Raw genomic sequence first — 21,289 nt, 5'->3', positions numbered from 1 at the left:
CAATTTCTTCGGATTCACCGGACTGGAGAGAAGCCGCTTTTATCTCCGTGCTCGTTATCTGACGCCCCTGCTTCGGTTGATTCGCCCCTATTTCAATCAACTGGATTTTGATGAATTGGTCATCATCGATAGTTTTCCAGTCCTCCTCCTTTGCTAGCCTGTCAGAAATCATCGGATCAAGGTTTTGAATGAGGTGGTCAACATTGGCTACTGTGCTTCCAAAAAGATGTGGTCTTACGGTTTGAAAGTGCATTTGGCGGTGACAGAGTCGGGCTATATTTTGGATTATCTGGTTACCCTTGCCTCAGTCCATGATATTCAGGTAGCAGAAGAATTGCTGGAGACCGTGTCCCTTATTCTCGCGTTTTAGGAGATTTGGGATACCTAAGTAAAGAGTTGAAAGAACGCTTGGAGGCAAAGGGGATTCATCTTTGGACGCCGCTTTGTAAAAATATGGAGAGCGCCGATGAGCATAACAATCCAGCAATTTTAGCCATCCGAGGAACTATTGAAACTTGAATCTTTGTTCTAAATGCAATGTTTGACATTGAGCACCCGATTGTTAGGTCTTTAGCAGAATGGCAATTGGAGATTGAACAGGTTCTTTTAGCCTACCATTTAGAATTTTTTATCAACTAGCAACGTGAGTATCTATTGTTTCTTTTTCTGTGTTTCTAGTCATGTTTATTTGTATATACTCTGCTTTAATTATTTATCTCGTAGCACGTTATGGAAGTAAAAGATTTAAGTCATAGTTAGAGAAAAGCGGTTTGGAGAAATAAAAATCGTCTTAAAAGTTAGATTTTTCTATCTAACTTTTGGGGTGATTTCTTAAGCGCGAAATGCAAGATAAAAAATAAGCCCTCGTGGGCTTATTTTGTTGGAATAGAAATTTCAATCAAGTTAGTAGAGTAGAGTGTTTTAATTCGAGATGCATCAATCAATTTTGTATCAATTTTTCGTTTTAGGAAAAATTCCCGAATTTTTTCAACTTCTTGTTCGCGAATAGCGCGGTGTTTATTTGAAATCAGGATTTCATAATGAAGTGGAGCCTGCGTAAAAACAACATCTGTATTTCCAGCAGAAAAAGTTTCAACTAAAGTGGCATCTGTGCTTTCTAACTGGCTTTGGACAAGATTCGCGTGGCTATTGGTTGTATTGATAAGCTTCATAATGATTTCCTCCTATATGCTAACCCTATTATAGCACTTTTCCATAAGAAATGTGAACAATTTCTCAGACTTTATGACTCTTTTTCCACATTTCAATTCCCCATTTATGGCTTCCGCGTTTTAGTTTGGAAATAGCTTCTTCGATTGGAAACCAAGCAAGCTGATTAAAATCCTCTAAAGGTGCTTGTGATTGCTCATAATGGCTTACTTCGTAAATGTAGGCAGGATTGTAAAAGTGGGTATCACGATGGCGAGAGTAGAAGTATTCGTCTGCTTGTCCGTAATATTGCTCGATTTCAGCTGTGAAGCCAAGTTCTTCAATCAATTCGCGTTCAAGTGCGGTTCGATGGTTTTCACCTTCTTCGATTTCACCACCTGGTAAAAACCAAGCTCCATTTGGTGCTTGCACTAAGATGATTTTTTCTTTTTTAGCATCTGGAATAACTGCGTAAACACCATAGCGATTTACATATTGAACGCTTTCTTTCTTTTCTCCAAAAGTTGCGACTGTCATATTTGTTCCTCTTTTGTGACTAGTTTACTATTATCATAAAGGATGAAGTGATTACTGTCAAGGGTTTAATAAGATTTCTTTTTGTTCAATCACTTGGTATTAAAACGAGACAAGATTTGGCAAGTTATAGTGGTATAATTATAGAGAGGTGAGAACATGACTCAAGGAAGATTACTAGGTATCATTTATTATCTACTGGGAAATGGACATGCTACAGCACCAGCATTGGCTGAGAAGTTTGAGGTGTCGATTCGTACTATTTATCGTGATGTGGATCGGTTAAGCAGTGTAGGTATCCCTATTTATTGTAATCCGGGGAAAGGCGGTGGTATTTTTACTGGATTCATTTGTACTGGATAAAAGTTTACTATCGGCTCAGGAGCAAGAAGAATTGCTTTTATCTGTACAAGGCTTACAAACTTTACGAGAAGAACATCAAGTATTAGAAAAGCTGCAGGCTTTGTTTCAAATTAAAATGGATAACTGGCTACAAATTGATTTTACAGATTGGCGTGGGCAAAAATACCATCAAGAAATGTTTGAGCAGATTAAGAGAGGAATCTTTCAGAGGTGGCTTCTTCAGTTTGACTACTTGAATCAACAGGGTGAAGGGACAAGCAGATGGGTTGAACCTATGCAATTGATCTTTAAAAGTCAAGATTGGTATTTATATGGATTTTGTCGGAGAAAACAGGATTTTCGGTTATTCAAACTAAGTCGAGTCAATCACTGCCAGCTATCAACTGAAATATTTGACCGAGAGTTAAGACAAGCTGACTTTCAAAGTAAAGAAAGCCAAAAAGAAACAATTCGGCTACAATTGAAATTTGAAAAACATCAAGCTTTTCGTGTCTATGAAGAATTTTCTGGTTTGATTTCGACAGATGTGGTAGGAAATTTACTTGTAGAAGCAGAATTTCCGAATCATGACAGTCTTTATGCTTATCTTTCATCCTTTTTGGACGGAGTGGAAGTGTTAGGTCCACCTGAAGTGCGACAGAAATTAGCAAAAAAATTAAACGAAATTTCCCAAAAATATAAAAGTTGACAGAAACTGACAAGTTTACTTTGTTATGCTGATGATAGAAAAACGGAAGGGGTGAACAAATGAAATATGAATGGAGAAGGGCTGAAAAAGCTATATATGGTGTAAAGGCAAGTCCGACGCTAGTAACGGTTCCGGAGCAAGCTTTCATTATGATTGACGGAGCAGGCAATCCAAATAGCCCTGATTTCTCTGAGCGGGTTTTGGCTCTGCACTCTCTTGCTTATGCAGTTAAAATGGATTATAAAAAATCCAATCCAGAGCTAGAAGTGACAGATTTTACAGTCTATCCGCTGGAAGGGATTTGGTGGCAAAAAGAAGCAGAAGTTTTAGTAAAAGATGACTTGGTTTATACGATTATGATTGCTCAGCCAGAGTTTATTACAAATGAAATGGTTGAAACAGCTCTCGAAAAAGTAAAAGTGAAAAAACCAAATCCGTTTTATAATGAGATTCGCTTTGAACGAATAAGCGAAGGAAGCAGCGTTTCCATGCTTCATGTAGGACCATTTGACGATGAACCACAAATCTTCGCGAAAATGGATGCTTTCTGTCAAGAAAATGGGTTAAAACGCTGCACAGCATATCATCGTGAAATTTATTTGAACAATAAAAATCGAACAGCTCTCCAGAAGTTGAAGACAATTTTGAGATATAGAGTTCAGTAACGAAAAATTACTCCCTAGAGAAACTTCTAAGGAGTGATTTTCGTAGTCAGTTAGCAGTGTCGTCTGCTGTTGTTTTAATTTCTTTTTCGGTCTCGTTTTCAGACTTTTTGGACGACTTGATAACAATCTTGCTATTGCTCGTCATGACAGCTTTGAGCTCTTTTTCGCTTGGATGTTCAAGATAGTAGTCGGTGATAGCATCCTCGATGTGATCTTGGATTGTCCGACGAAGTGGACGAGCTCCCATTTTTGGATCATAACCAAGATTAACTAATTTTTCCTTGACTTTGTCTGTTACGTCTAGGTGAATACCATTTACAGCTAAGCGTTTATTCACATCTTCAAGCATCAAATCTACGATTTGTAGGAGATTTTCCTTGCTAAGAGATTTGAACTCAATAATACCATCGAAACGGTTCATAAATTCTGGACTGAAGAAGTTTCCTAATTCACCGATAACAGAATTAGTTCGTCCTTCACGCGCTGCACCAAATCCAACGTTTGCTTCGACTTTTCCAGTACCGGCGTTGGAAGTCATAATGATAATCGTATCTTTGAAACTGACTGTCCGACCTTGTCCATCTGTCAGACGTCCGTCATCCAGTACTTGTAAGAACATATGCATGACATCTGGGTGAGCTTTTTCTATTTCATCAAGTAAAATGAGAGAATAAGGATTACGACGTACACGTTCTGTTAATTGTCCAGCTTCTTCGTAGCCAACGTAACCTGGAGGCGCTCCGACGAGTTTTGCTACGCTATGTTTTTCCATATACTCACTCATATCAAAACGAATCATGCTGTCAGCTGAACCAAAGAGCTCAATCGCTAGTTGTTTAGAAAGTTCTGTTTTGCCGACACCGGTTGGCCCAACAAAAAGGAAAGAACCAATTGGTCGGTCTGGTGTACCTAGTCCAACTCGATTACGGCGAATGGCCTTCGCAATTTTATCAACAGCATCATCTTGACCAATGACATGAGCTTTCAAATCATCAGCCAGACTAATCAATTGTGATTGTTCCTTTTCTTTCAAGTCGCCAACTGGAATATTTGTCTTTTGCTCAATGATATGTTCAATGGTTTTTTCACTGATAAGAGGCGTATCTTGATCAGCCATTTTATTTTGCTGCATTTCTTTGTATTTGGCAATTTGGTCACGGAAATAAGCAGCTTTTTCAAAATCTTCATCACGAGTAGCTTGTGCCTTGAGGTTTTCAGCTTCTACCAATCGTTGATCAATGATTTTTGGATCGACAAAGTTAAGTGTCAGATTCATCTTAGAGCCTGCTTCGTCTAGCAAGTCAATGGCCTTATCAGGCAAGAAGCGATCTTGGATATAACGATTGGACAAGACAGCTGCTGCTTCAATGGCATCGTCTGTGTATTTGACGTGGTGATAGTCTTCGTATTTCTTTTGAATACCTTTGAGGATAGTGATCGTTTCTTCAACTGTTGGTTCATCAACTTTTACAGGCTGCATACGGCGTTCCAGTGCAGCATCTTTTTCGATAATCCGGTATTCATTGAGAGTTGTGGCACCGACTAATTGGAGTTCACCGCGAGCAAGTGCTGGTTTTAGGATGTTTCCAGCATCCATATTTCCATCGCCAGCAGAACCAGCTCCAACAATTTCGTGAATTTCATCAATGAATAATATAACATCCTGACGAGAGCGAATTTCGTTCATGAGTTTTTGCATTCGTTCTTCAAATTGACCACGGATCCCAGTCCCTTGAACCAAACTAACGACATCTAAACGAATGACTTCTTTGCCTTGGAGTTTATGTGGCACATCACCGTCTATAATTTTCTGAGCCAAGCCTTCGACAACTGCTGTTTTACCGACACCGGGCTCTCCGATGAGGACAGGATTGTTCTTCGTTCTACGATTGAGGATTTCAATGACGCGCACAATTTCTTCGTCACGACCAATTACAGGGTCAATCTCGCCCCGCCGAGCAAATTCAGTTACATTGATACCAAATTCTTCTAGGAGGCCTTTGGGTTGTTGTGGTACTTGTTGGCGCGTGCTGCCACCTTGATTGGAACCATAGCCTCCGTTGCCGTATCCGCCACCTGATTGAGTAGGAGGGGTCTGCGGTTCTTGATGATTTTGAAAATTCCCTAGATTGCTAAAGAAATCATCAAAAGGGTCTAAATTATTTTGATTGTTCATATTGGTCATGCCATGAAATAAGGCATTATTTGGGTCTGTTTTCATGATTTGATAACAATTTTGACAGAGGTCAACTTGGTGTTGTTTTCCATTCACATTTGTGTAAAGGTGAATAGTTGATTCGTTTATTTTACAATTTTGACAAAGCATGTGCTACCTCTTTCTTTTAAAATTTGCTTGACGGAAATCAATTGGTCAATAATAGTCAAACTTCTTATTTTCATTATAGCAGTATTCTAAAACATTGCAAGAATAAAGTGTTAAAAGATAGAATTTTATATTTGAGCATTTCATTTTGTGTTAAATTTACCAAAAATGGGTCTTTTGCTGGTATTTCATCTTTCATTTGTGGTAAAATAGTAACGTATAAATGAATAGGAGAAGGAAAATGGAATCACATTTAGTAAGAATTATCAATCGTTTAGATGCTATGACAAAAGATGGCGGCAATTTGAAACGTAATTTTGAACGTGACGGGGTTGTTGTAGCAGAAGTAACTTATAGCTATGACGAAGAAAATGGCTCAGTATTCACTCTTCGCGATGTTGCAGCGCGTGAAATCTATACTTTTGATAGCATTGATTTGATTGCAATGGAAATCTATGAATTGTTATATTAAATTTGTTAGTCTCTAATAAATATGTCCTCTAGGCATCTGCTTAGGGGATATTTATTTTGCAATAATTTTTGCTTATCTATCTTAGAATTGTCAGAAATTCTTAGAAAAAAGTGGTATACTAATGATGGTAGTAAGCATATTTCTTGACAAAATGAAAAGGAGAGAGTATGGATTTATCTCAAATAAAATTAGTAACAGAATATGAAATTGTCGGAATCGATCTAGAGGAAGCGAGTGTCCGTCATTTAGCTGATCTAGGGATTAAGATAGGCAGTTTTATTCAAGTCATTTCAAAAACAAACGACACAGCTATTCTCTTAGTTCGAGCTGCGAGGATTGCCTTGGATAATTCTATTTTGAAAAAGCTGGATGTTGTGCCAAAGGGCAGTAGCAAATCTTCTCTTCCTTTATCTGAGTTGGCTATTGGAGATTCGGCATACATCGAAGCAATTCATGCAGATGGTGCTTTAAAACGACGGTTGATGGACATGGGGTTGACCAAAAACACAAACGTTCAATTGCAAAAAGTTGCACCGTTGGGTGATCCACTTGAGATTAAGCTTAGGGGCTATGACTTGACCTTAAGAAAGTCGGAGGCTAGCTTGATTAGTGTGGTGAAAGGTGAAAAGGAAGCAAAACAATGAAAGAATTAGCGCTTGCAGGAAATCCGAATAGTGGAAAGACTAGTTTGTTTAACCTATTAACTGGTAGTAGCCAGCATGTAGGAAATTGGCCTGGAGTAACGGTTGAAAAGAAAAGTGGTCTGTTTCGTAAAAATAAAGATATTATTATTCAAGATCTACCGGGAATTTACTCATTGTCGCCTTATACTTCTGAAGAAGTGATTAGTAGAAATTATCTTTTAAGCGGTAATGCAGACGGGATTTTGGATGTAGTTGACGCAACCAATTTGGAACGAAATCTATACTTGAGCTTGCAATTGATTGAGACGGGGATTCCGGTTGTGCTGGCTTTAAATATGAGCGATGTCGTTGAAAAACAAGGGAAATGGATCGATACGACTAAATTAAGCTATCAGCTAGGTGTGCCAGTCGTTGCGACCAGTGCTTTGAAAAAGACTGGGATTGACCAAGTCATGCAGCAGGTCTTACGAGAAATGGAGCGCACGGATGAAACGCTCTATCCTGTTTACGACAGTCATTTTGAAGCGGCTTTGTCAGAAATTATCCGCATTTTAGGAAATGCAGTGCCTCAAAAACAGGCTCGTTTTTATGCCATTAAGCTTTTTGAACGCGATAAAGAATTATCCGAACAACTGGCATTGTCTGATTTTCAAAAAGCGGAGATTGAAGATGCGATTAGGATTACGGAGGAAATCTACACTGAAGACGCAGAGACCATTGTTGTTAATGCGCGCTATGAGTTTATTGAGTCAGCAGTCAAAATGGCGCTGCAAGCCGATGTTACTAAATTAAGTTTGTCAGACAAGATTGACCGTATTGTGACCAATCGTTATTTAGCTTTACCAATCTTTGCGCTTGTTATGTGGTTGGTGTATTTCCTCTCTATTCAAACGATTGGAACGATGGGAACGGATTGGACAAACGACATCCTCTTTGGAGAATGGATTCCGAACGGTATCAAATCACTGCTGGAACACTTAGCAGTATCTGATTGGCTTCAATCTTTGATTGTTGATGGGATTGTTGCAGGTTGTGGGGCTGTCTTGGGCTTTGTTCCGCAGATTTTCGTCTTATTTGTTTGCTTGGGAATTTTGGAAGACATTGGTTATATGAGCCGGATTGCCTTTGTTATGGATCGGCTGTTTAGACGCTTTGGCTTCTCTGGGAAATCTTTTATTCCTATGCTGATTTCTACGGGATGTGGTGTTCCTGGCGTTATGGCGAGTAGAACTATTGAAAATGAACGTGACCGTAGGATTACGATTATGACAACAACATTTATGCCTTGCTCCGCTAAATTACCAATTATTTCTTTGATTGCTGGAGCGTTCTTCCCTAATAATCCTTGGATTGCACCAAGCGCTTATTTTATCGGAATGGGAGCCATTGTCTTATCAGGAATTGCTTTGAAAAAGACGGCAATTCTCGGTGGCGCTGTGGCACCTTTTATCATGGAGCTACCGAGTTATCACTTGCCACAAGTCAAAACTGTTTTGCGCTATGCGGGACAGAAGGCTTTGAGTTTCATCAAACGGGCTGGAACGATTATCTTTGTGACTAATATATTCATCTGGTTTGCTAGTTCCTATAACTTTAGCTTACAGGCGGTCGAAACAGAAAATAGTATTCTAGCTACCTTAGGAAAAGGATTAGCTTGGATCTTTACTCCTCTTGGATTTGGTAATTGGCGAGCAACTGTAGCAGCTATTACCGGCTTATTAGCTAAAGAGACGGTGATTTCGACTTTTGGAATTTTGTATAAAGTGACTGATGCGACAGAGACTACGAAAGAACTATGGAACAATCTCCAACAGCATTATACGGCACTTTCCGCCTATTCATTTCTTGTCTTTAACTTGCTTTGTGCCCCTTGTTTTGCAGCGATTGGTGCGATTCATCGCGAAATGGGCAATGCAAAGTGGACATGGATTGCTCTATCTTTCCAAACGCTACTGGCTTATAATGTTAGTCTTGTGATTTATCAGTTTGGTCAAGCGTTGCTATATGGAAAAGGAATATCTTCTGGAACTATTTTTGCTCTATTCGTTGTAGTAGTTGGTCTCTATTTCATCTTTAGAAAACCACGTAAAGAAAAAATAGAAGTTATCACTTTAGATAATCTGACACATCAAACAGTATAGGAGAAATCATGTCCACGATTATTGTATTTATCATCATTTTAGTTTTAGCAGGTGCAGCTATGCACCATATCATCAAAGGAAAAGGACGCTGTGGCGATTGCGACTGCCAATGTGAAATCAAAGAAAAAATGAGACAAAAATAGAAAGAAAATCAAAAACTTGACAGATGTGAACTGTATCCCAAAAGTCAGACACAAAAATCTAGCTTTTGGGGTCAGTGCAATATTGTCAAGTTGTTTCCTGTTCATTCAGAAAGCAGAAGGAGAATTTAACATGGTAAGGCCGACTAGCAAGACTGAGTTGATTAGTGCAGCGACACAGCAATATGCAAAGCTACAGTCATTGATTTCTCAATTAACAGAAGAAGAGTTGAATACCCCATTTGATTTTTCAAAAGATGAGAAACGGAAAGAAGCTCATTGGAAGAGAGATAAAAATCTTAGAGATGTTCTCATTCATCTTTATGAGTGGCAACAATTACTTCTCAATTGGGTGTATTCTAATCAAAATGGTGTAGAAAAGTCATTTTTACCACTAGCTTATAATTGGAAAAACTATGGTGAGCTGAATGTGGCATTCTGGCAGAAGCATCAACAGACTTCGTTAGAAGAAGCAACTAAAATGCTTCACCAATCTCAGAAAAACGTGCTGGTTTTAGCTGAAAATTTTACGGATGAAGAGTTGTTTTCAAAGGGCATCTATAAATGGGTTGGAGGGAGTACCCTCGGCTCCTACTTTATTAGTAGCACATCAAGTCATTATGATTGGGCTATGAAGAAGTTGAAAGCACATCAAAAGAACTGTAAAAGTCAGTAAACAATCAGTATGGTTGGGAGCAAAAAAACAAACAACAATGCTCAAGCGAGCCAAATCCACAGTAGCTCACCTCGTCCGCTGGGCTGACGGAGCCAATCAAAACAGTTTCATCCTGTCCGCCGGGCTGACGGAGCCAATCAAAACAGTTTCATCTCGTCCGCTGGGCTGACGGAGCCAACCAAAAGTAGTTCATCTCGTCCGCCGGGTCGACGTGGTAAACTAAAAGTCATTTATCTTTTCGACCGGGTCGACAGATCCAATCCAAAGCGGTTCATTTTATCGACCGGGTTGACGGAGCCAATCAAAAGTGGTTCATCTGAGAGTCAGTCCAGCTGTCTATAAAATAAATTAGTCCGTCAACTTAGCTGACGGACTGATTTTGTCTGAACTCATTGATATCTTATTTGCTGTTATCTCCCATTAGTAAGTCTTTTGGTTGCTTACTAAGGAGCGTGATTGAAGCAATGAGGACGGAAACGATGATAATGGCAAGTCCAAAGATGACCACTTTTGTCATATCATCAGGAGATACATGTACATTGAGGCTAGTGAGGGTCTTGTTAAAGCCATCCACTTCAGCCCCGCCTCCAAGATTGGCGCTCTTACCTTCTCGAGCTAGTTTTTCAGCAATACCACTGGTAACTTGTTTTAAAATGCTATTTCCCATCACCTTGCTGACAGCACTACCTGCAAAGTAAGCACCAATGAAGCTAAATATACTTACAAAGAGAACTTCTGTGATAAATTGGAAGAAAATCTTTGTTTTGCTAATTCCCATTGAAAGCATGATTCCCATTTCTTTTCTACGACCATTGATCCATAAGAACAAGACTAGCGTAAGAACAATCGCTCCAAAGATTAGCGTTCCGATTAAGAGGTTTCCAGTAACGCCGTAAATACCGTTAATAGAAGATTGAAGTGCTGGGAAGTTGCTTGTGCTCTTAACAAGGGTGTAGGCTTCCCAATCAATAGATGATATTTCTTTTACTTTCGCCATCACTTTATCAATATCTTGGCTACCATTTACAAAGAAAGTAGCATCTTGATAAATAGCGTTTTTATCTGTTGAACCTTGTAAAGTTTTAGTCGTTTCTAAGTCTGTGATAAAGGTATTTTCATACAATTCTTGAGGACTAGAAACGCCTCCTTTATTTTTCCCGTCAAAAATTCCGATAACTGTCACTTTAGTCGTTTTATTAGCTTTGCGAACGTTATCATAGTCATAAGTATTCGATTTTATATTAATCGTATCGCCGACTTTAAGTTTGTTCTTTTCTGCAAAATCTTTATGAATTAAAGCAACATTTTTGTCATTTTTGTTGATATGTCTACCTTCAACTAGTTTGAAGGTTTCTGCGGTAAATTTATCATCTTTAGATGAATCGTTGATACCTGTTGCCATAATGGCACGGCCGAATTTTTGTTTTCTATCTTCGCTTTCAAAGTCGGTTTCTCCAGATTCAACCAATTGGTGATCAATTAAGTCAGCGACAACATTCATTCGTTTGATGTAGCCAGAGATACCTTTAACTTTTTCCACAGCTTCGATATCTTCGCCTTTAAGATTTCCTGCTCCGCGAGGTGTACCTTGGTTTACTTCGCGGTTAATCTGCATTGAGAAACTGCTAGTGATATTTTTGAAAGTTTCTTTTGAAGCAGCGTCTGTTGCATTTTTAACAGCAATACTGCCAAGTGTTAAAGTAGAGATGGCTAACAGGATTAAAAAGATAATCAGTGTTTTTATTTTTTTGCGCCATACATAGGCAAGAGCGTTCTTTATCGTTAACATATAATTTCTTCTCCTTGGAGGTCTTATTTATAATTCTTAGTGACTTCGACTAAGTTCTTATTGCTTAACTCTAAGACGACGTCTGCTTTATTAGCTAACTCTTTGCTGTGTGTCACCACAATCACACATTTATTTTTTTGTTTAGCTGATTTAATTAGGATTTCAATGATGTCCATGGCAGTACCTTCATCTAAGTTCCCAGTTGGTTCATCTGCTAAGATAATTGGTGCTGTAGATGCAAGAGCGCGTGCAATAGCAACCCGTTGCTGCTGGCCACCTGATAATCGTAATACGTTACGATGGATTTCTTTTTCGTTGAGTCCAAGTTGTAGTAAGCTATCTTTACTTGCTTGAGAATTTACGAGTCGAACATTCTCCATCGGAGTTAAGTAATCGATTAAATTATAATTTTGGAAAACCAGGGAGATTTGTTTCCGTCTGTGATGGTTATAGCCTTTTTGAGCGATGTCTTGATCTTCGAAGAGGATTTTTCCTTTTGTAGGAGTATCAAGTCCTGCAAGAAGGGAAAGCAAGGTTGATTTTCCTGCACCAGATTTCCCTATAATAGCATAAAATTTTCCTTCTTCAAATGAAGCTGTGATCTGATTCAATACATTTTCTTGTAGGCTATTGTATTGGTAACTAACTGAATCCATTTTTAAAATTGTCATGTTTTGTCTCCTTAACTTATATCGGTTAAAATATCTTTTGGTTTTTTATGTAGGATAATAGAAGATGAACCTACTACTGCAAGTAAAATAATGAAGAGCAGTATTCCATAAGTCATCAAAATAGTAGAGGCATGTAAGTGCGGAACGATATTTTCAAAAATAGCGGATGAGCTATCTTGTTGTTGACCGCCTTTTATAAACCCTTTGAATACCATGGTGGAAATATAAGAGCCACTAATAGAAGCTAGTGCCATACTAAATACTGATATGATAACCAGTTCTAGTATGAATTGAGAGATAATCATCGCTTTTGAAATACCAAGAGATAATAGTACTCCGATTTCATAAATCCTTTCTCTCAACCAGAACATGAGAATCAAGGAAAGAACGATGATACTTCCAATAATGATACTGAAAGTTAAAACATTAATAATCTGTTTGAAACTGGTAACAGAAGAAGAAACTGCTTCAAAAGCCTTAGAATTTTTAACAAGATCAGTTTGCTTCCAATCAATTTTTGACTTTTTGACTGTATTGATGACTTTATCAATTTGATTTGGATTTGATACGAAATAAACGGCTGCAGATAATTTATAATCAGCTGGTTTGTAGCCTTGTAAGTGTTGGCTCGATTCATAGTCCATATAGACAGTATTTTCTGTCGCATCTGAGCTTAAACCTGTTTGTTTCTCTTCTTTTTTTCCAGAGAAGATACCAGCAATTTCAAACTCTACTTCATGGAGTTGTTTAGCATCCTCATCCTTTAAGGAAGCTCCCTTTAGTTTTAGTTTATCTCCAACCTTTAAATGGTTCTTTTTAGCTAATTTTTCATGGATGAGAATCTTGGATTTATCGCCTTTACGAATTGGCTTTCCTTGTTCAAGTTTGAAAACACCACTTGCAAAGGTTGTTTCTAGAGTAGAATCACTTGTTCCTAATGCAGCAACCAGATTGTTGAGGACAGGGTTTTGATTGTCTCTTGTGACACCTTGTTTTTTCTTAACAACAGTTTTATCTGTCAAACTTGCTAAAGCATCGTATTTGAAGTTGAATTTTGAAATTTCTTTATTATCAAGTAATTTTTCTGCTGTTTTTAGTGAAAGTGGTCGTTCAAGTGTTTTGCTAGTTATTGTAAAGCCAGTATTTGATGCGTCATAGATTTTCTTTTCGATATTATTAGTCGTTCCCATAATAGAAAAGCTACTAGTTAAGGCAGTTGAAATGAGAGTAAGTATCAGAAATACAAGAAGAGTTTTAACTCTTTTTCTACTGATGTAATTCAAAGCCTGCTTGGCTATTTGCATAATTTTCTTCCCTTCTATATATTTTAAAACTAAATCGGTACCGTGTTCTATGTTAAAGCAGTTACCTTAAAATAGTTTTAAGGTTTAAGGTAATTTTAAGTTTTTTGGCTGATTTTTTTCTGTTTTTTATGTAAATTTTTGTAAAATATTAAAAGCTGAAAGAAGGAAGGAATTCTACGATCGTTTGATTGATAACGTTTTATAAGAAAAAGCAGTCATTTTTTTGTTATATGTTATAATAGAATGGAGAAATTAGAAATGAGATGGATATGACAAAGATAATTGATGGCAAGGCTTTGGCAGAAAAATTGCAAATACAGTTAGCAGAAAAGGTTAGAAAATTAAAAGACGAAACAGGATCGATTCCAGGACTTGTAGTGATTTTAGTGGGAAATAATCCAGCCAGTCAGATTTATGTACGAAATAAAGAGCGCTCCGCTTTGTCTGTAGGGCTTCGGAGCGAAGTAATGCGTCTGCCAGAAACGACGACACAAGAGGAATTGCTTACCTTAATTGAACAATATAATCAAGACCCAGACTGGCACGGCATTTTAGTACAGTTGCCTCTTCCCAAACACATTGATGAAGAAGCGGTGCTGCTAGCGATTGATCCCGATAAAGATGTGGATGGCTTTCATCCGATGAATATGGGGCGACTTTGGAGTGGCCATCCTGTTATGATCCCTTCAACACCTGCTGGTATTATGGAAATGTTTCATGAGTATGGTGTTGACTTAGAAGGCAAACGTGCGGTGGTCATTGGACGAAGTAATATTGTGGGTAAGCCGATGGCACAGCTCTTGCTGGCTAAAAATGCCACAGTAACTTTGACTCATTCGCGGACACATCATTTGTCAGAAATAACAAAAAAAGCTGATATTTTGGTTGTTGCCATTGGTCGTGGTCACTTTGTGACGAAAGATTTTGTTAAAGAAGGTGCAGTCGTGATTGATGTGGGGATGAACCGCGATCAGAATGGTAAATTGATTGGCGATGTAAAATTTGATGAAGTATCAGAAATCGCTAGTCTCATTACTCCTGTGCCAAAGGGCGTTGGTCCCATGACTATTACTATGCTTATGGAACAGACATATAGAGCCTGCAAACGGAGTTTAAAGAAATAGAGTGCGACATGTTTTCGATTTTGGAGACATGTCTATTTTGTTTATGGTAAAATAAAGATAAACAAGGGTGTCACTTCTCTATTGGCATAAGTGAAGGGAGCAAACATGAAAGTGGTAGACTATACATTATTGAAAAAGGTTATTCAACCACGTGCGCTGAATGGTCACAAGGGAGAGTATGGTCGTCTGTTATTGATTGGCGGTACTTATCCGTTTGGTGGCGCAATAATAATGGCAGCAATGGCTGCGATCTATAGTGGAGCTGGCTTAGTCACAGTGGCAACAGATGAGGGAAATATCCCATCGTTACATGCACAATTACCTGAAGCAATGGCTTTTGATATTCGGGACGAGAAATTATTGAAAGAACAGATCCAAAAGGCAGATGTGCTATTGATTGGTCCGGGTTTGGCTGAAAATCCTCTTGAAAAAGCTACTTTACAGTTGGTAATAAATCTTGCTAGTGAACGTCAAGTTTTTATCATGGATGGTGGAGCCATTTCTTTTTTTAGCAAAGAAGTTTTGCCATTTCCAAAGGCACAGACGATTTTTACACCACATCAAAAAGAATGGGAACGGTTGAGTGGATTAAAGCTAACAGAGCAGACACTCGAAAAAAGTCAAGAAGCAGTTAATGCTTTTCCTGTTAAAACTATCGTTGTTCAAAAAAAGCATGGAACGACTATTTTTCAAAGTGGAAATCGGAACTGTTTTCAACTGTCCATTGGAGGTCCGTATCAAGCAACAGGCGGTATGGGGGACACGCTTGCAGGTATGATTGCGGGCTTTACAGGACAATTTAAAACGAGCTCTCTACTAGATCGTGTAACTGCCGCTGTCTATCTTCATTCGGCGATTGCAGAGGAGTTGAGCAAAAAATCTTATGTGGTCTTACCAACAGAAATTAGTAAAGAGATTCCTAAGTGGATGAAGAAATGGTGTTAGTGTTTATGAATTCTGTCAATGATTTTTTATAGATAGTTTGGTATAATAAACATTACAAATGAAGAAGAACTATAGGAGAAGAAAGGAGAGAAATGGCTGAGTATTTATCTGTATCGACCTTGACTAAATATTTAAAGTTAAAGTTTGATAAAGATCCTTATTTAGAGCGGGTTTATTTGACAGGAGAAGTTTCCAATTTTCGCAAACGTCCGAATCATCAGTATTTCTCTCTCAAAGACGAAAAGGCTGTCATTCAGGCAACAATCTGGGGCGGAGTTTACAAAAAGCTAGGTTTTGACTTGGAAGAAGGCATGAAAATCAATGTTGTCGGCCGGATTCAGCTTTATGAGCCAAGTGGCTCCTACTCTATTATCATTGAAAAAGCGGAGCCAGATGGTGTAGGGGCTTTGGCAATTCAGTTTGAGCAGCTTAAAAAACGGTTAGGGGAAGAAGGCTTGTTTGAGACTCGATTTAAACAAACCTTACCCCAATTTCCTAAGAAAATTGGGGTAGTGACTAGTCCTAGTGGTGCAGTGATTCGCGATATTATTACAACTGTTAGCCGTCGTTTTCCAGGAGTAGAGATTATTCTTTATCCAACCAAAGTACAGGGAGAAGGAGCTGCTACTCAGGTGGCAGATAGTATCCGTCGTGCTAATACACGAAGGGATTTAGATGTCCTTATCATCGGTCGAGGTGGTGGATCAATTGAAGATCTTTGGTCATTTAACGAAGAAATTGTTGTCCGTGCCATTTTTGAATCTCAAATTCCAATCATTTCAAGTGTAGGGCATGAAACAGATACGACTTTGGCAGATTTTGTTGCAGATAGACGCGCCGCAACGCCAACTGCCGCTGCAGAACTAGCAACACCTGTAACAAAATTGGATCTCTTAGCACACATACAGCAGCAACAAAATCGTTTGGCTACTGCTACGTCTAATCGTCTTACCTATAATCGTGAGCGATTGGTTAAGTTGAGCCAGTCTGTCATTTTTCGTCAACCGGAACGATTATATGATAGCTATCTTCAAAAATTAGATCAATTAAATTTGCGACTCAAGCAACAAATTCGTGAATATTATAGTGAAGGGATGCAGCAAGCAAGGCTCTTAGAACATCGTTTGGAGGCTTTATCTCCTTTAAGGATGGTTCAGACTTATCAAGAACGTGCAGTCCAGTTGGAACGCCTTTTACGTAGCAATATGGCGGTGATTTATGATTACAAGGTAGCAGAAGTCAAGCGTTTATCTGATGCATTGCTTATGTTGGATACCAGTCGAATTGTGGCTCGTGGCTATGCGATTGTTCAAAAAGACGACAAGGTGGTGTCAGGTACCAAAGATATAGAAAAGGGTGACAAGGTCAGTGTGGTTATGCATGACGGTCATCTGGAAGTTGAGGTAAAAAATGTCAAAAGAAAAGAAATTTGAAGAAAATTTAGCTGATTTAGAAGTCATTGTGCAAAAGTTAGAAAACGGAGATGTCCCTTTGGAAGAAGCGATTTCTGAGTTTCAAAAAGGAATGCAACTTTCAAAAGAACTTCAAGCAACCTTAGATAAGGCAGAAAAAACACTGGTCAAGGTTATGCAGGCTGACGGCACAGAAACGGAAGTGGAATGAAACAAGACGAAAAATTGGTTAGAATTGGACGGACTATTGAGAATTTTTATGTTCAAAAGATGGTATCGACTGATTTGATTGAAGCGATTCTTTACTCGATCAATGCAGGCGGCAAGCGGATTCGCCCTCTGCTGCTTTTGGAATTGTTAGAAGCTATGGATTTGGAATTGACAGAGGCCCATTTTCAGGTGGCCGCAGCGCTTGAAATGATTCATACTGGAAGTTTGATTCATGACGATTTGCCAGCTATGGATGATGATGATTATCGTCGTGGTCGTTTAACCAGCCACAAAAAATTTGGAGAGGATATGGCTATTTTAGCAGGGGATTCGCTCTTTTTGGATTCTTATGCCTTAGTAGCAGAAGCGGCATTACCTAGTCAGATTAAGGCAAACTTAATTGCAGAATTATCTCAAGCTGCTGGAACCTTTGGCATGGTTGGAGGTCAAGTTCTTGATATGCAAGGAGAAGGTCGTAGCGTTAGTTTGGAAGAGTTACAGGTTATTCATGCTAACAAAACTGGTAAGCTCCTGACCTATCCTTTTATTGCAGCTGGTTTGATTGCTGAACTAGCAGAACCGCAGCAAGAAAAATTAAGAAAAACGGGTCAATTACTTGGACTAGCTTTTCAGGTGCGAGATGATATTCTAGATGAGACAGCGAGCTTTGAGGACTTGGGGAAGACACCACAGAAAGATGTAGCAGCAGGGAAGGCTACTTATCCAGCTATCTTGGGCTTGGATGGTGCTAAGCATTTCTTTGAAGAACAGTTGAGCGCAGCTGAGATTTTATTAGCAGAGGTAGAAATGGACATAGATTTTTCAGGGTCTGCTATCAGAAAAATAATAGAAAGTTTGAGGCTTAATGACGAAGGAAAGAGTAGATGTTCTAGCTTATAAGCAAGGTTTGTTTGAAACGAGAGAACAAGCTAAACGAGGGGTCATGGCAGGTTTAGTTGTTGCCGTTGCCAATGGTCAACGTTTTGATAAACCTGGTGAAAAAATTGATGAAAGTATGGAGTTGAAACTCAAGGGAGAAAAGCTCAAATATGTCAGTCGTGGTGGTTTAAAATTAGAAAAGGCTTTGCAGGTGTTTGACATTTCAGTTGAGGAGCAGGTCACGCTGGACATTGGAGCCTCGACAGGTGGCTTTACGGATGTTATGCTGCAAAATGGTGCGCAGCAAGTCTACGCAGTAGATGTCGGCACGAATCAGCTGGCATGGAAACTCCGTCAAGATGAGCGAGTGGTCAGCATGGAGCAATTTAATTTTCGTTATGCTGAAGCAGCTGATTTTGAGAAGATACCTAGTTTTGCCTCCGTTGATGTCAGTTTTATCTCGCTTCGTCTCATTCTACCAGCTTTGCATAAGATTTTGGCTAAAAATGGGGAAGTTGTGGCACTCATTAAACCGCAGTTTGAGGCTGGTAGAGAGCAAATTGGCAAGAATGGAATTGTAAAAGATAAAAAAGTGCATCAAGCAGTTTTAGAAAAAGTAACGGACTTTATGGTTGAAGCCGGATTCTCTGTTAAAGGTCTGGATTTCTCCCCTATTCAAGGTGGACATGGGAACGTGGAATTTCTGGCCTATTTAGAAAAAAGGTTTCACCCCGAAAACCTAGTAAAGACGATGATTACAACTGTCGTGGAAACAGCACATAAGGAATTTAAGGATGAATAAAAAAGAAAGATTAGAAAAAATTAGACATTTTGTGTCGGATTATGAAGTTGGAACACAAGAAGCCATTGTAGAATATCTGAAACAATCAGGAATCACAGCAACACAGGCAACCATTTCACGAGACATTAAAGAGCTGGGAATTGTCAAAATTCCGCAGAAGAATAACACCTATATCTATGAATTACCAAAATCAGCTAGTACAAGCTTAAAATTAGCGGATAACAATATTTTAGACTTTGAGTTGTTAAGAAATATGATCAACCTTCGCCTTGTCCCTGGAAGCACAGCTTTTGTGAAGCGACAAATCGTAGAAGATTTTTCTGATGACATTTTTAGTATTTTAGCGGATGATGACACAATCCTCCTTATTTTCCGTAATGAAGAAATGGCTCATAAGGTATTGGAAGAGATAAAAAATTGGTAGGTAGCCTATGTTACTTGAAATTTCCATTAAAAATTTTGCAATTATTGAAGAGGTTTCTCTCAATTTTGAGCAAGGCATGACTGTTTTGACAGGTGAAACGGGTGCTGGGAAGTCTATTATCATTGATGCTATGAATATGATGTTGGGAAGCCGAGCAACAACAGATGTGATTCGTCATGGCGCTCCGAAAGCTGAGATTGAAGGACTGTTTGCGATTGAACAGAGTAAAGCTTTGGTTGAAATCTTTGAGCAGCAAGGGCTTGATATGACAGATGAGTTGATTATTCGGCGAGAAATTTTCCAAAACGGTCGCAGTATCAGTCGTATTAATGGTCAAATGGTCAATTTATCCGTTTTGCGATCGGTTGGACAGCATTTGGTGGATATTCATGGTCAGCACGACCAAGAAGAGTTGATGCGTTCCCAGTTACATATTGCTATGTTGGACGAGTTTGGAGATGAAGTATTTTTTAAACTCAAAGCGGATTATCAGCAAACTTTTGATCAGTATCGTCAGTTGCGTAAGCAAGTTATAACGATTCAGAAGAATCAAGAAGAAAATAAGGCGCGAATTGATATGCTGGAATATCAGATTGCAGAGATTGAGGCGGCCAATTTAAGAGCTGGCGAAGATTTGGCATTAAACCAAGAACGCGATAAATTACTCAACCATAAGCAGATTGCAGACACTTTGACAAATGCCTACGCTATGCTGGATAATGAGGAGTTTTCGAGTTTATCTAATATTCGAGCTGCCATGAATGATATGGAAGCTATCGAAGAGTACGATGTTACTTACAAAGAAATTGCGGCTAATCTTTCTGAGTCTTACTATGTACTGGAAGACGCAACAAAGCGTTTGGAAGACATTCTAGATAACATGGATTTTGATGGTGATCGTCTCTTAGAAGTTGAAAGGCGTCTAGATCTAATTTATAGCATTACTCGTAAATACGGTGGGCATGTGGATGATGTGTTAGCTTATTTAGAGCAAATTTCTAAAGAATATGCGCTTTTGACTGGAAAGAATCTCTCATCAAATGATTTGGATCAAGAGCTGAGAAAGCTAGAGAAAGATTTGGTCTCTCTAGCAGGTCGTCTGAGTCAGGGACGGCACGAATTAGCCCAGCAATTAGAAGCAGAGATTCAGCAAGAATTAAAAGATCTCTATATGGAAAAGGCGAATTTTCGAGTTCAATTTACCAAAGGAAAGTTTAGCCGCGAGGGAAATGAGCATGTTGAATTTTACATTTCGACTAATCCGGGCGAAGATTACAAACCGCTCGTTAAGATTGCTTCCGGTGGCGAATTGTCACGTTTGATGTTGGCAATCAAGTCTGCTTTTTCTCGTAAAGAAGGCAAGACAAGCATTGTTTTTGATGAAGTAGACACAGGCGTGTCTGGACGTGTTGCGCAAGCTATTGCTCAGAAAATTCATAAAATTGGCTCCAATGGACAAGTTCTTGCCATCTCGCACCTGCCACAAGTGATTGCCATTGCAGACTATCAATTTTTCATCGAGAAAATATCAGATGAATATTCAACCGTTTCAACAGTTCGCTTGTTATCTGATGAAGAGCGTATCGAAGAGATTGCTAAAATGTTAGCGGGTGAAAATGTGACTGAAGCAGCTCTCACGCAGGCTAGAGAACTATTGAAACAGTAAATAGGTTGACGTTGTTCGTCTCCTTCGTTATGCCAAAGTTCTGGTATAATGCCCCTGGATATTTGTATAATCTAATTTCTACAAAGTTGCTTAAGCACCTAGAAGGCTGCTAAGTCAGCAATGGAATAAAACGAAGTTTTCGTCAAAAGTACTCTTCCAAATTTGGAAGAGTGACTTGCTTCGCAAGTTTTATCTGTAACTTCAAAGTAGTACTTTGAGTAGTTCGTTTCTGCACCAGTTGTTTACTATACAAGAGTCTTTGAAGTTG

At 38.8% G+C, this 21,289-nt stretch carries 24 protein-coding genes; 18 read left to right on the top strand and 6 right to left on the bottom strand.

Annotated elements, in window-relative coordinates; translation table 11 throughout:
• The first annotated feature begins 175 nt into the window (after window positions 1-175).
• Together HMPREF2963_RS09105 and HMPREF2963_RS09290 are read left to right on the top strand one after the other, a co-directional pair.
• Window positions 176-370 carry a transposase gene (locus tag HMPREF2963_RS09105; protein ID WP_261786512.1) on the top strand — a complete coding sequence of 65 codons (195 nt, stop codon included), beginning with the start codon at window positions 176-178 and terminating at the stop codon, window positions 368-370.
• A 5-nt stretch (window positions 371-375) separates the two neighbouring features.
• Window positions 376-519, top strand: coding sequence for a hypothetical protein (locus HMPREF2963_RS09290; RefSeq protein ID WP_186821958.1), 144 nt, complete (start codon window positions 376-378; stop codon window positions 517-519).
• Between the two features lie 353 nt (window positions 520-872).
• Here HMPREF2963_RS09290 and HMPREF2963_RS06850 read toward each other — a convergent pair whose 3' ends face one another.
• Together HMPREF2963_RS06850 and HMPREF2963_RS06845 are read right to left on the bottom strand one after the other, a co-directional pair.
• A complete protein-coding gene (locus HMPREF2963_RS06850) occupies window positions 873-1,172 on the bottom strand; it encodes a DUF1827 family protein (protein ID WP_003068181.1) in 300 nt (99 codons plus the stop codon).
• 64 nt (window positions 1,173-1,236) lie between these two features.
• Window positions 1,237-1,686 carry an NUDIX hydrolase gene (locus tag HMPREF2963_RS06845; protein WP_003068183.1) on the bottom strand — a complete coding sequence of 150 codons (450 nt, stop codon included), beginning with the start codon at window positions 1,684-1,686 and terminating at the stop codon, window positions 1,237-1,239.
• A 156-nt stretch (window positions 1,687-1,842) separates the two neighbouring features.
• On the opposite strand from HMPREF2963_RS06845, the gene HMPREF2963_RS09610 reads away from it, so the two are divergent.
• The 3 genes from HMPREF2963_RS09610 to HMPREF2963_RS06830 are packed head-to-tail and all read left to right on the top strand — an operon-like array spanning window position 1,843 to window position 3,399.
• On the top strand, window positions 1,843-2,046 hold the full coding sequence (locus tag HMPREF2963_RS09610) for a helix-turn-helix transcriptional regulator (RefSeq protein ID WP_003068185.1): 204 nt from the start codon (window positions 1,843-1,845) through the stop codon (window positions 2,044-2,046).
• Window positions 2,012-2,734 carry a helix-turn-helix transcriptional regulator gene (locus tag HMPREF2963_RS06835; protein WP_003068187.1) on the top strand — a complete coding sequence of 241 codons (723 nt, stop codon included), beginning with the start codon at window positions 2,012-2,014 and terminating at the stop codon, window positions 2,732-2,734. Before HMPREF2963_RS09610 ends, HMPREF2963_RS06835 begins: the two co-directional genes overlap by 35 nt.
• A 59-nt stretch (window positions 2,735-2,793) precedes the next feature.
• Window positions 2,794-3,399, top strand: coding sequence for a GyrI-like domain-containing protein (locus tag HMPREF2963_RS06830; RefSeq protein ID WP_070669276.1), 606 nt, complete (start codon window positions 2,794-2,796; stop codon window positions 3,397-3,399).
• A gap of 46 nt (window positions 3,400-3,445) precedes the next feature.
• Here HMPREF2963_RS06830 and HMPREF2963_RS06825 read toward each other — a convergent pair whose 3' ends face one another.
• Window positions 3,446-5,725, bottom strand: a complete 2,280-nt coding sequence (locus HMPREF2963_RS06825; RefSeq protein WP_070669275.1) for an ATP-dependent Clp protease ATP-binding subunit — start codon at window positions 5,723-5,725, stop codon at window positions 3,446-3,448.
• A gap of 238 nt (window positions 5,726-5,963) precedes the next feature.
• Between HMPREF2963_RS06825 and HMPREF2963_RS06820 the strand changes: the two genes are divergently transcribed.
• The 5 genes from HMPREF2963_RS06820 (at window position 5,964) to HMPREF2963_RS06805 (ending at window position 9,795) form a co-directional block, all read left to right on the top strand.
• On the top strand, window positions 5,964-6,194 hold the full coding sequence (locus HMPREF2963_RS06820; RefSeq protein ID WP_039677320.1) for a DUF1797 family protein: 231 nt from the start codon (window positions 5,964-5,966) through the stop codon (window positions 6,192-6,194).
• Window positions 6,195-6,361: 167 nt separating this feature from the next.
• Window positions 6,362-6,838 (top strand): FeoA family protein, encoded by a 477-nt coding sequence (locus HMPREF2963_RS06815; RefSeq protein ID WP_006269767.1) that lies wholly within the window; start codon window positions 6,362-6,364, stop codon window positions 6,836-6,838.
• Window positions 6,835-8,979 (top strand): ferrous iron transport protein B, encoded by a 2,145-nt coding sequence (gene feoB, locus HMPREF2963_RS06810; protein WP_070669274.1) that lies wholly within the window; start codon window positions 6,835-6,837, stop codon window positions 8,977-8,979. Before HMPREF2963_RS06815 ends, feoB begins: the two co-directional genes overlap by 4 nt.
• A gap of 8 nt (window positions 8,980-8,987) precedes the next feature.
• A complete protein-coding gene (locus HMPREF2963_RS09100; RefSeq protein WP_003023693.1) occupies window positions 8,988-9,122 on the top strand; it encodes a FeoB-associated Cys-rich membrane protein in 135 nt (44 codons plus the stop codon).
• 130 nt (window positions 9,123-9,252) lie between these two features.
• The gene (locus HMPREF2963_RS06805; protein WP_003068200.1) at window positions 9,253-9,795 is read left to right on the top strand and encodes a ClbS/DfsB family four-helix bundle protein; all 543 of its coding nucleotides are present in this window, start codon (window positions 9,253-9,255) and stop codon (window positions 9,793-9,795) included.
• Window positions 9,796-10,195: 400 nt separating this feature from the next.
• Here the strand turns inward: HMPREF2963_RS06805 and HMPREF2963_RS06800 are convergent, their stop codons facing one another.
• Genes HMPREF2963_RS06800 through HMPREF2963_RS06790 form a run of 3 tightly spaced genes read right to left on the bottom strand, consistent with a single transcriptional unit; the run spans window position 10,196 to window position 13,559 of the window.
• On the bottom strand, window positions 10,196-11,584 hold the full coding sequence (locus tag HMPREF2963_RS06800; RefSeq protein WP_003068202.1) for an ABC transporter permease: 1,389 nt from the start codon (window positions 11,582-11,584) through the stop codon (window positions 10,196-10,198).
• 23 nt (window positions 11,585-11,607) lie between these two features.
• On the bottom strand, window positions 11,608-12,255 hold the full coding sequence (locus HMPREF2963_RS06795; protein ID WP_070669273.1) for an ABC transporter ATP-binding protein: 648 nt from the start codon (window positions 12,253-12,255) through the stop codon (window positions 11,608-11,610).
• Between the two features lie 11 nt (window positions 12,256-12,266).
• Window positions 12,267-13,559 carry an ABC transporter permease gene (locus HMPREF2963_RS06790; RefSeq protein WP_070669272.1) on the bottom strand — a complete coding sequence of 431 codons (1,293 nt, stop codon included), beginning with the start codon at window positions 13,557-13,559 and terminating at the stop codon, window positions 12,267-12,269.
• A 269-nt stretch (window positions 13,560-13,828) separates the two neighbouring features.
• On the opposite strand from HMPREF2963_RS06790, the gene HMPREF2963_RS06785 reads away from it, so the two are divergent.
• The 8 genes from HMPREF2963_RS06785 (at window position 13,829) to recN (ending at window position 21,021) form a co-directional block, all read left to right on the top strand.
• Window positions 13,829-14,683, top strand: coding sequence for a bifunctional methylenetetrahydrofolate dehydrogenase/methenyltetrahydrofolate cyclohydrolase (locus tag HMPREF2963_RS06785; protein WP_048801057.1), 855 nt, complete (start codon window positions 13,829-13,831; stop codon window positions 14,681-14,683).
• A 105-nt stretch (window positions 14,684-14,788) separates the two neighbouring features.
• Window positions 14,789-15,628, top strand: a complete 840-nt coding sequence (locus tag HMPREF2963_RS06780; RefSeq protein ID WP_070669271.1) for an NAD(P)H-hydrate dehydratase — start codon at window positions 14,789-14,791, stop codon at window positions 15,626-15,628.
• Window positions 15,629-15,720: 92 nt separating this feature from the next.
• Window positions 15,721-17,061 (top strand): exodeoxyribonuclease VII large subunit, encoded by a 1,341-nt coding sequence (gene xseA / locus HMPREF2963_RS06775; RefSeq protein WP_070669270.1) that lies wholly within the window; start codon window positions 15,721-15,723, stop codon window positions 17,059-17,061.
• Window positions 17,039-17,251, top strand: a complete 213-nt coding sequence (locus HMPREF2963_RS06770; protein WP_003068213.1) for an exodeoxyribonuclease VII small subunit — start codon at window positions 17,039-17,041, stop codon at window positions 17,249-17,251. The genes xseA and HMPREF2963_RS06770 overlap by 23 nt, the downstream gene beginning before the upstream one ends.
• Entirely contained in the window at window positions 17,248-18,150 is a 903-nt protein-coding gene (locus tag HMPREF2963_RS06765; RefSeq protein ID WP_070669269.1) for a polyprenyl synthetase family protein, read from the top strand. The genes HMPREF2963_RS06770 and HMPREF2963_RS06765 overlap by 4 nt, the downstream gene beginning before the upstream one ends.
• Window positions 18,116-18,931 carry a TlyA family RNA methyltransferase gene (locus tag HMPREF2963_RS06760; protein ID WP_037598699.1) on the top strand — a complete coding sequence of 272 codons (816 nt, stop codon included), beginning with the start codon at window positions 18,116-18,118 and terminating at the stop codon, window positions 18,929-18,931. Before HMPREF2963_RS06765 ends, HMPREF2963_RS06760 begins: the two co-directional genes overlap by 35 nt.
• On the top strand, window positions 18,924-19,355 hold the full coding sequence (locus HMPREF2963_RS06755) for an arginine repressor (RefSeq protein WP_006269766.1): 432 nt from the start codon (window positions 18,924-18,926) through the stop codon (window positions 19,353-19,355). The genes HMPREF2963_RS06760 and HMPREF2963_RS06755 overlap by 8 nt, the downstream gene beginning before the upstream one ends.
• 7 nt (window positions 19,356-19,362) lie before the next feature.
• Window positions 19,363-21,021 (top strand): DNA repair protein RecN, encoded by a 1,659-nt coding sequence (gene recN, locus HMPREF2963_RS06750; RefSeq protein WP_070669268.1) that lies wholly within the window; start codon window positions 19,363-19,365, stop codon window positions 21,019-21,021.
• Window positions 21,022-21,289: the final 268 nt, after the last annotated feature.

It is taken from the genome of Streptococcus sp. HMSC067A03, assembly GCF_001814295.1.
GTDB lineage: Bacteria > Bacillota > Bacilli > Lactobacillales > Streptococcaceae > Streptococcus > Streptococcus constellatus.
Note: the sequence above shows the minus strand (reverse complement) of the source record. Positions and strands in the feature narration are given on the sequence as shown.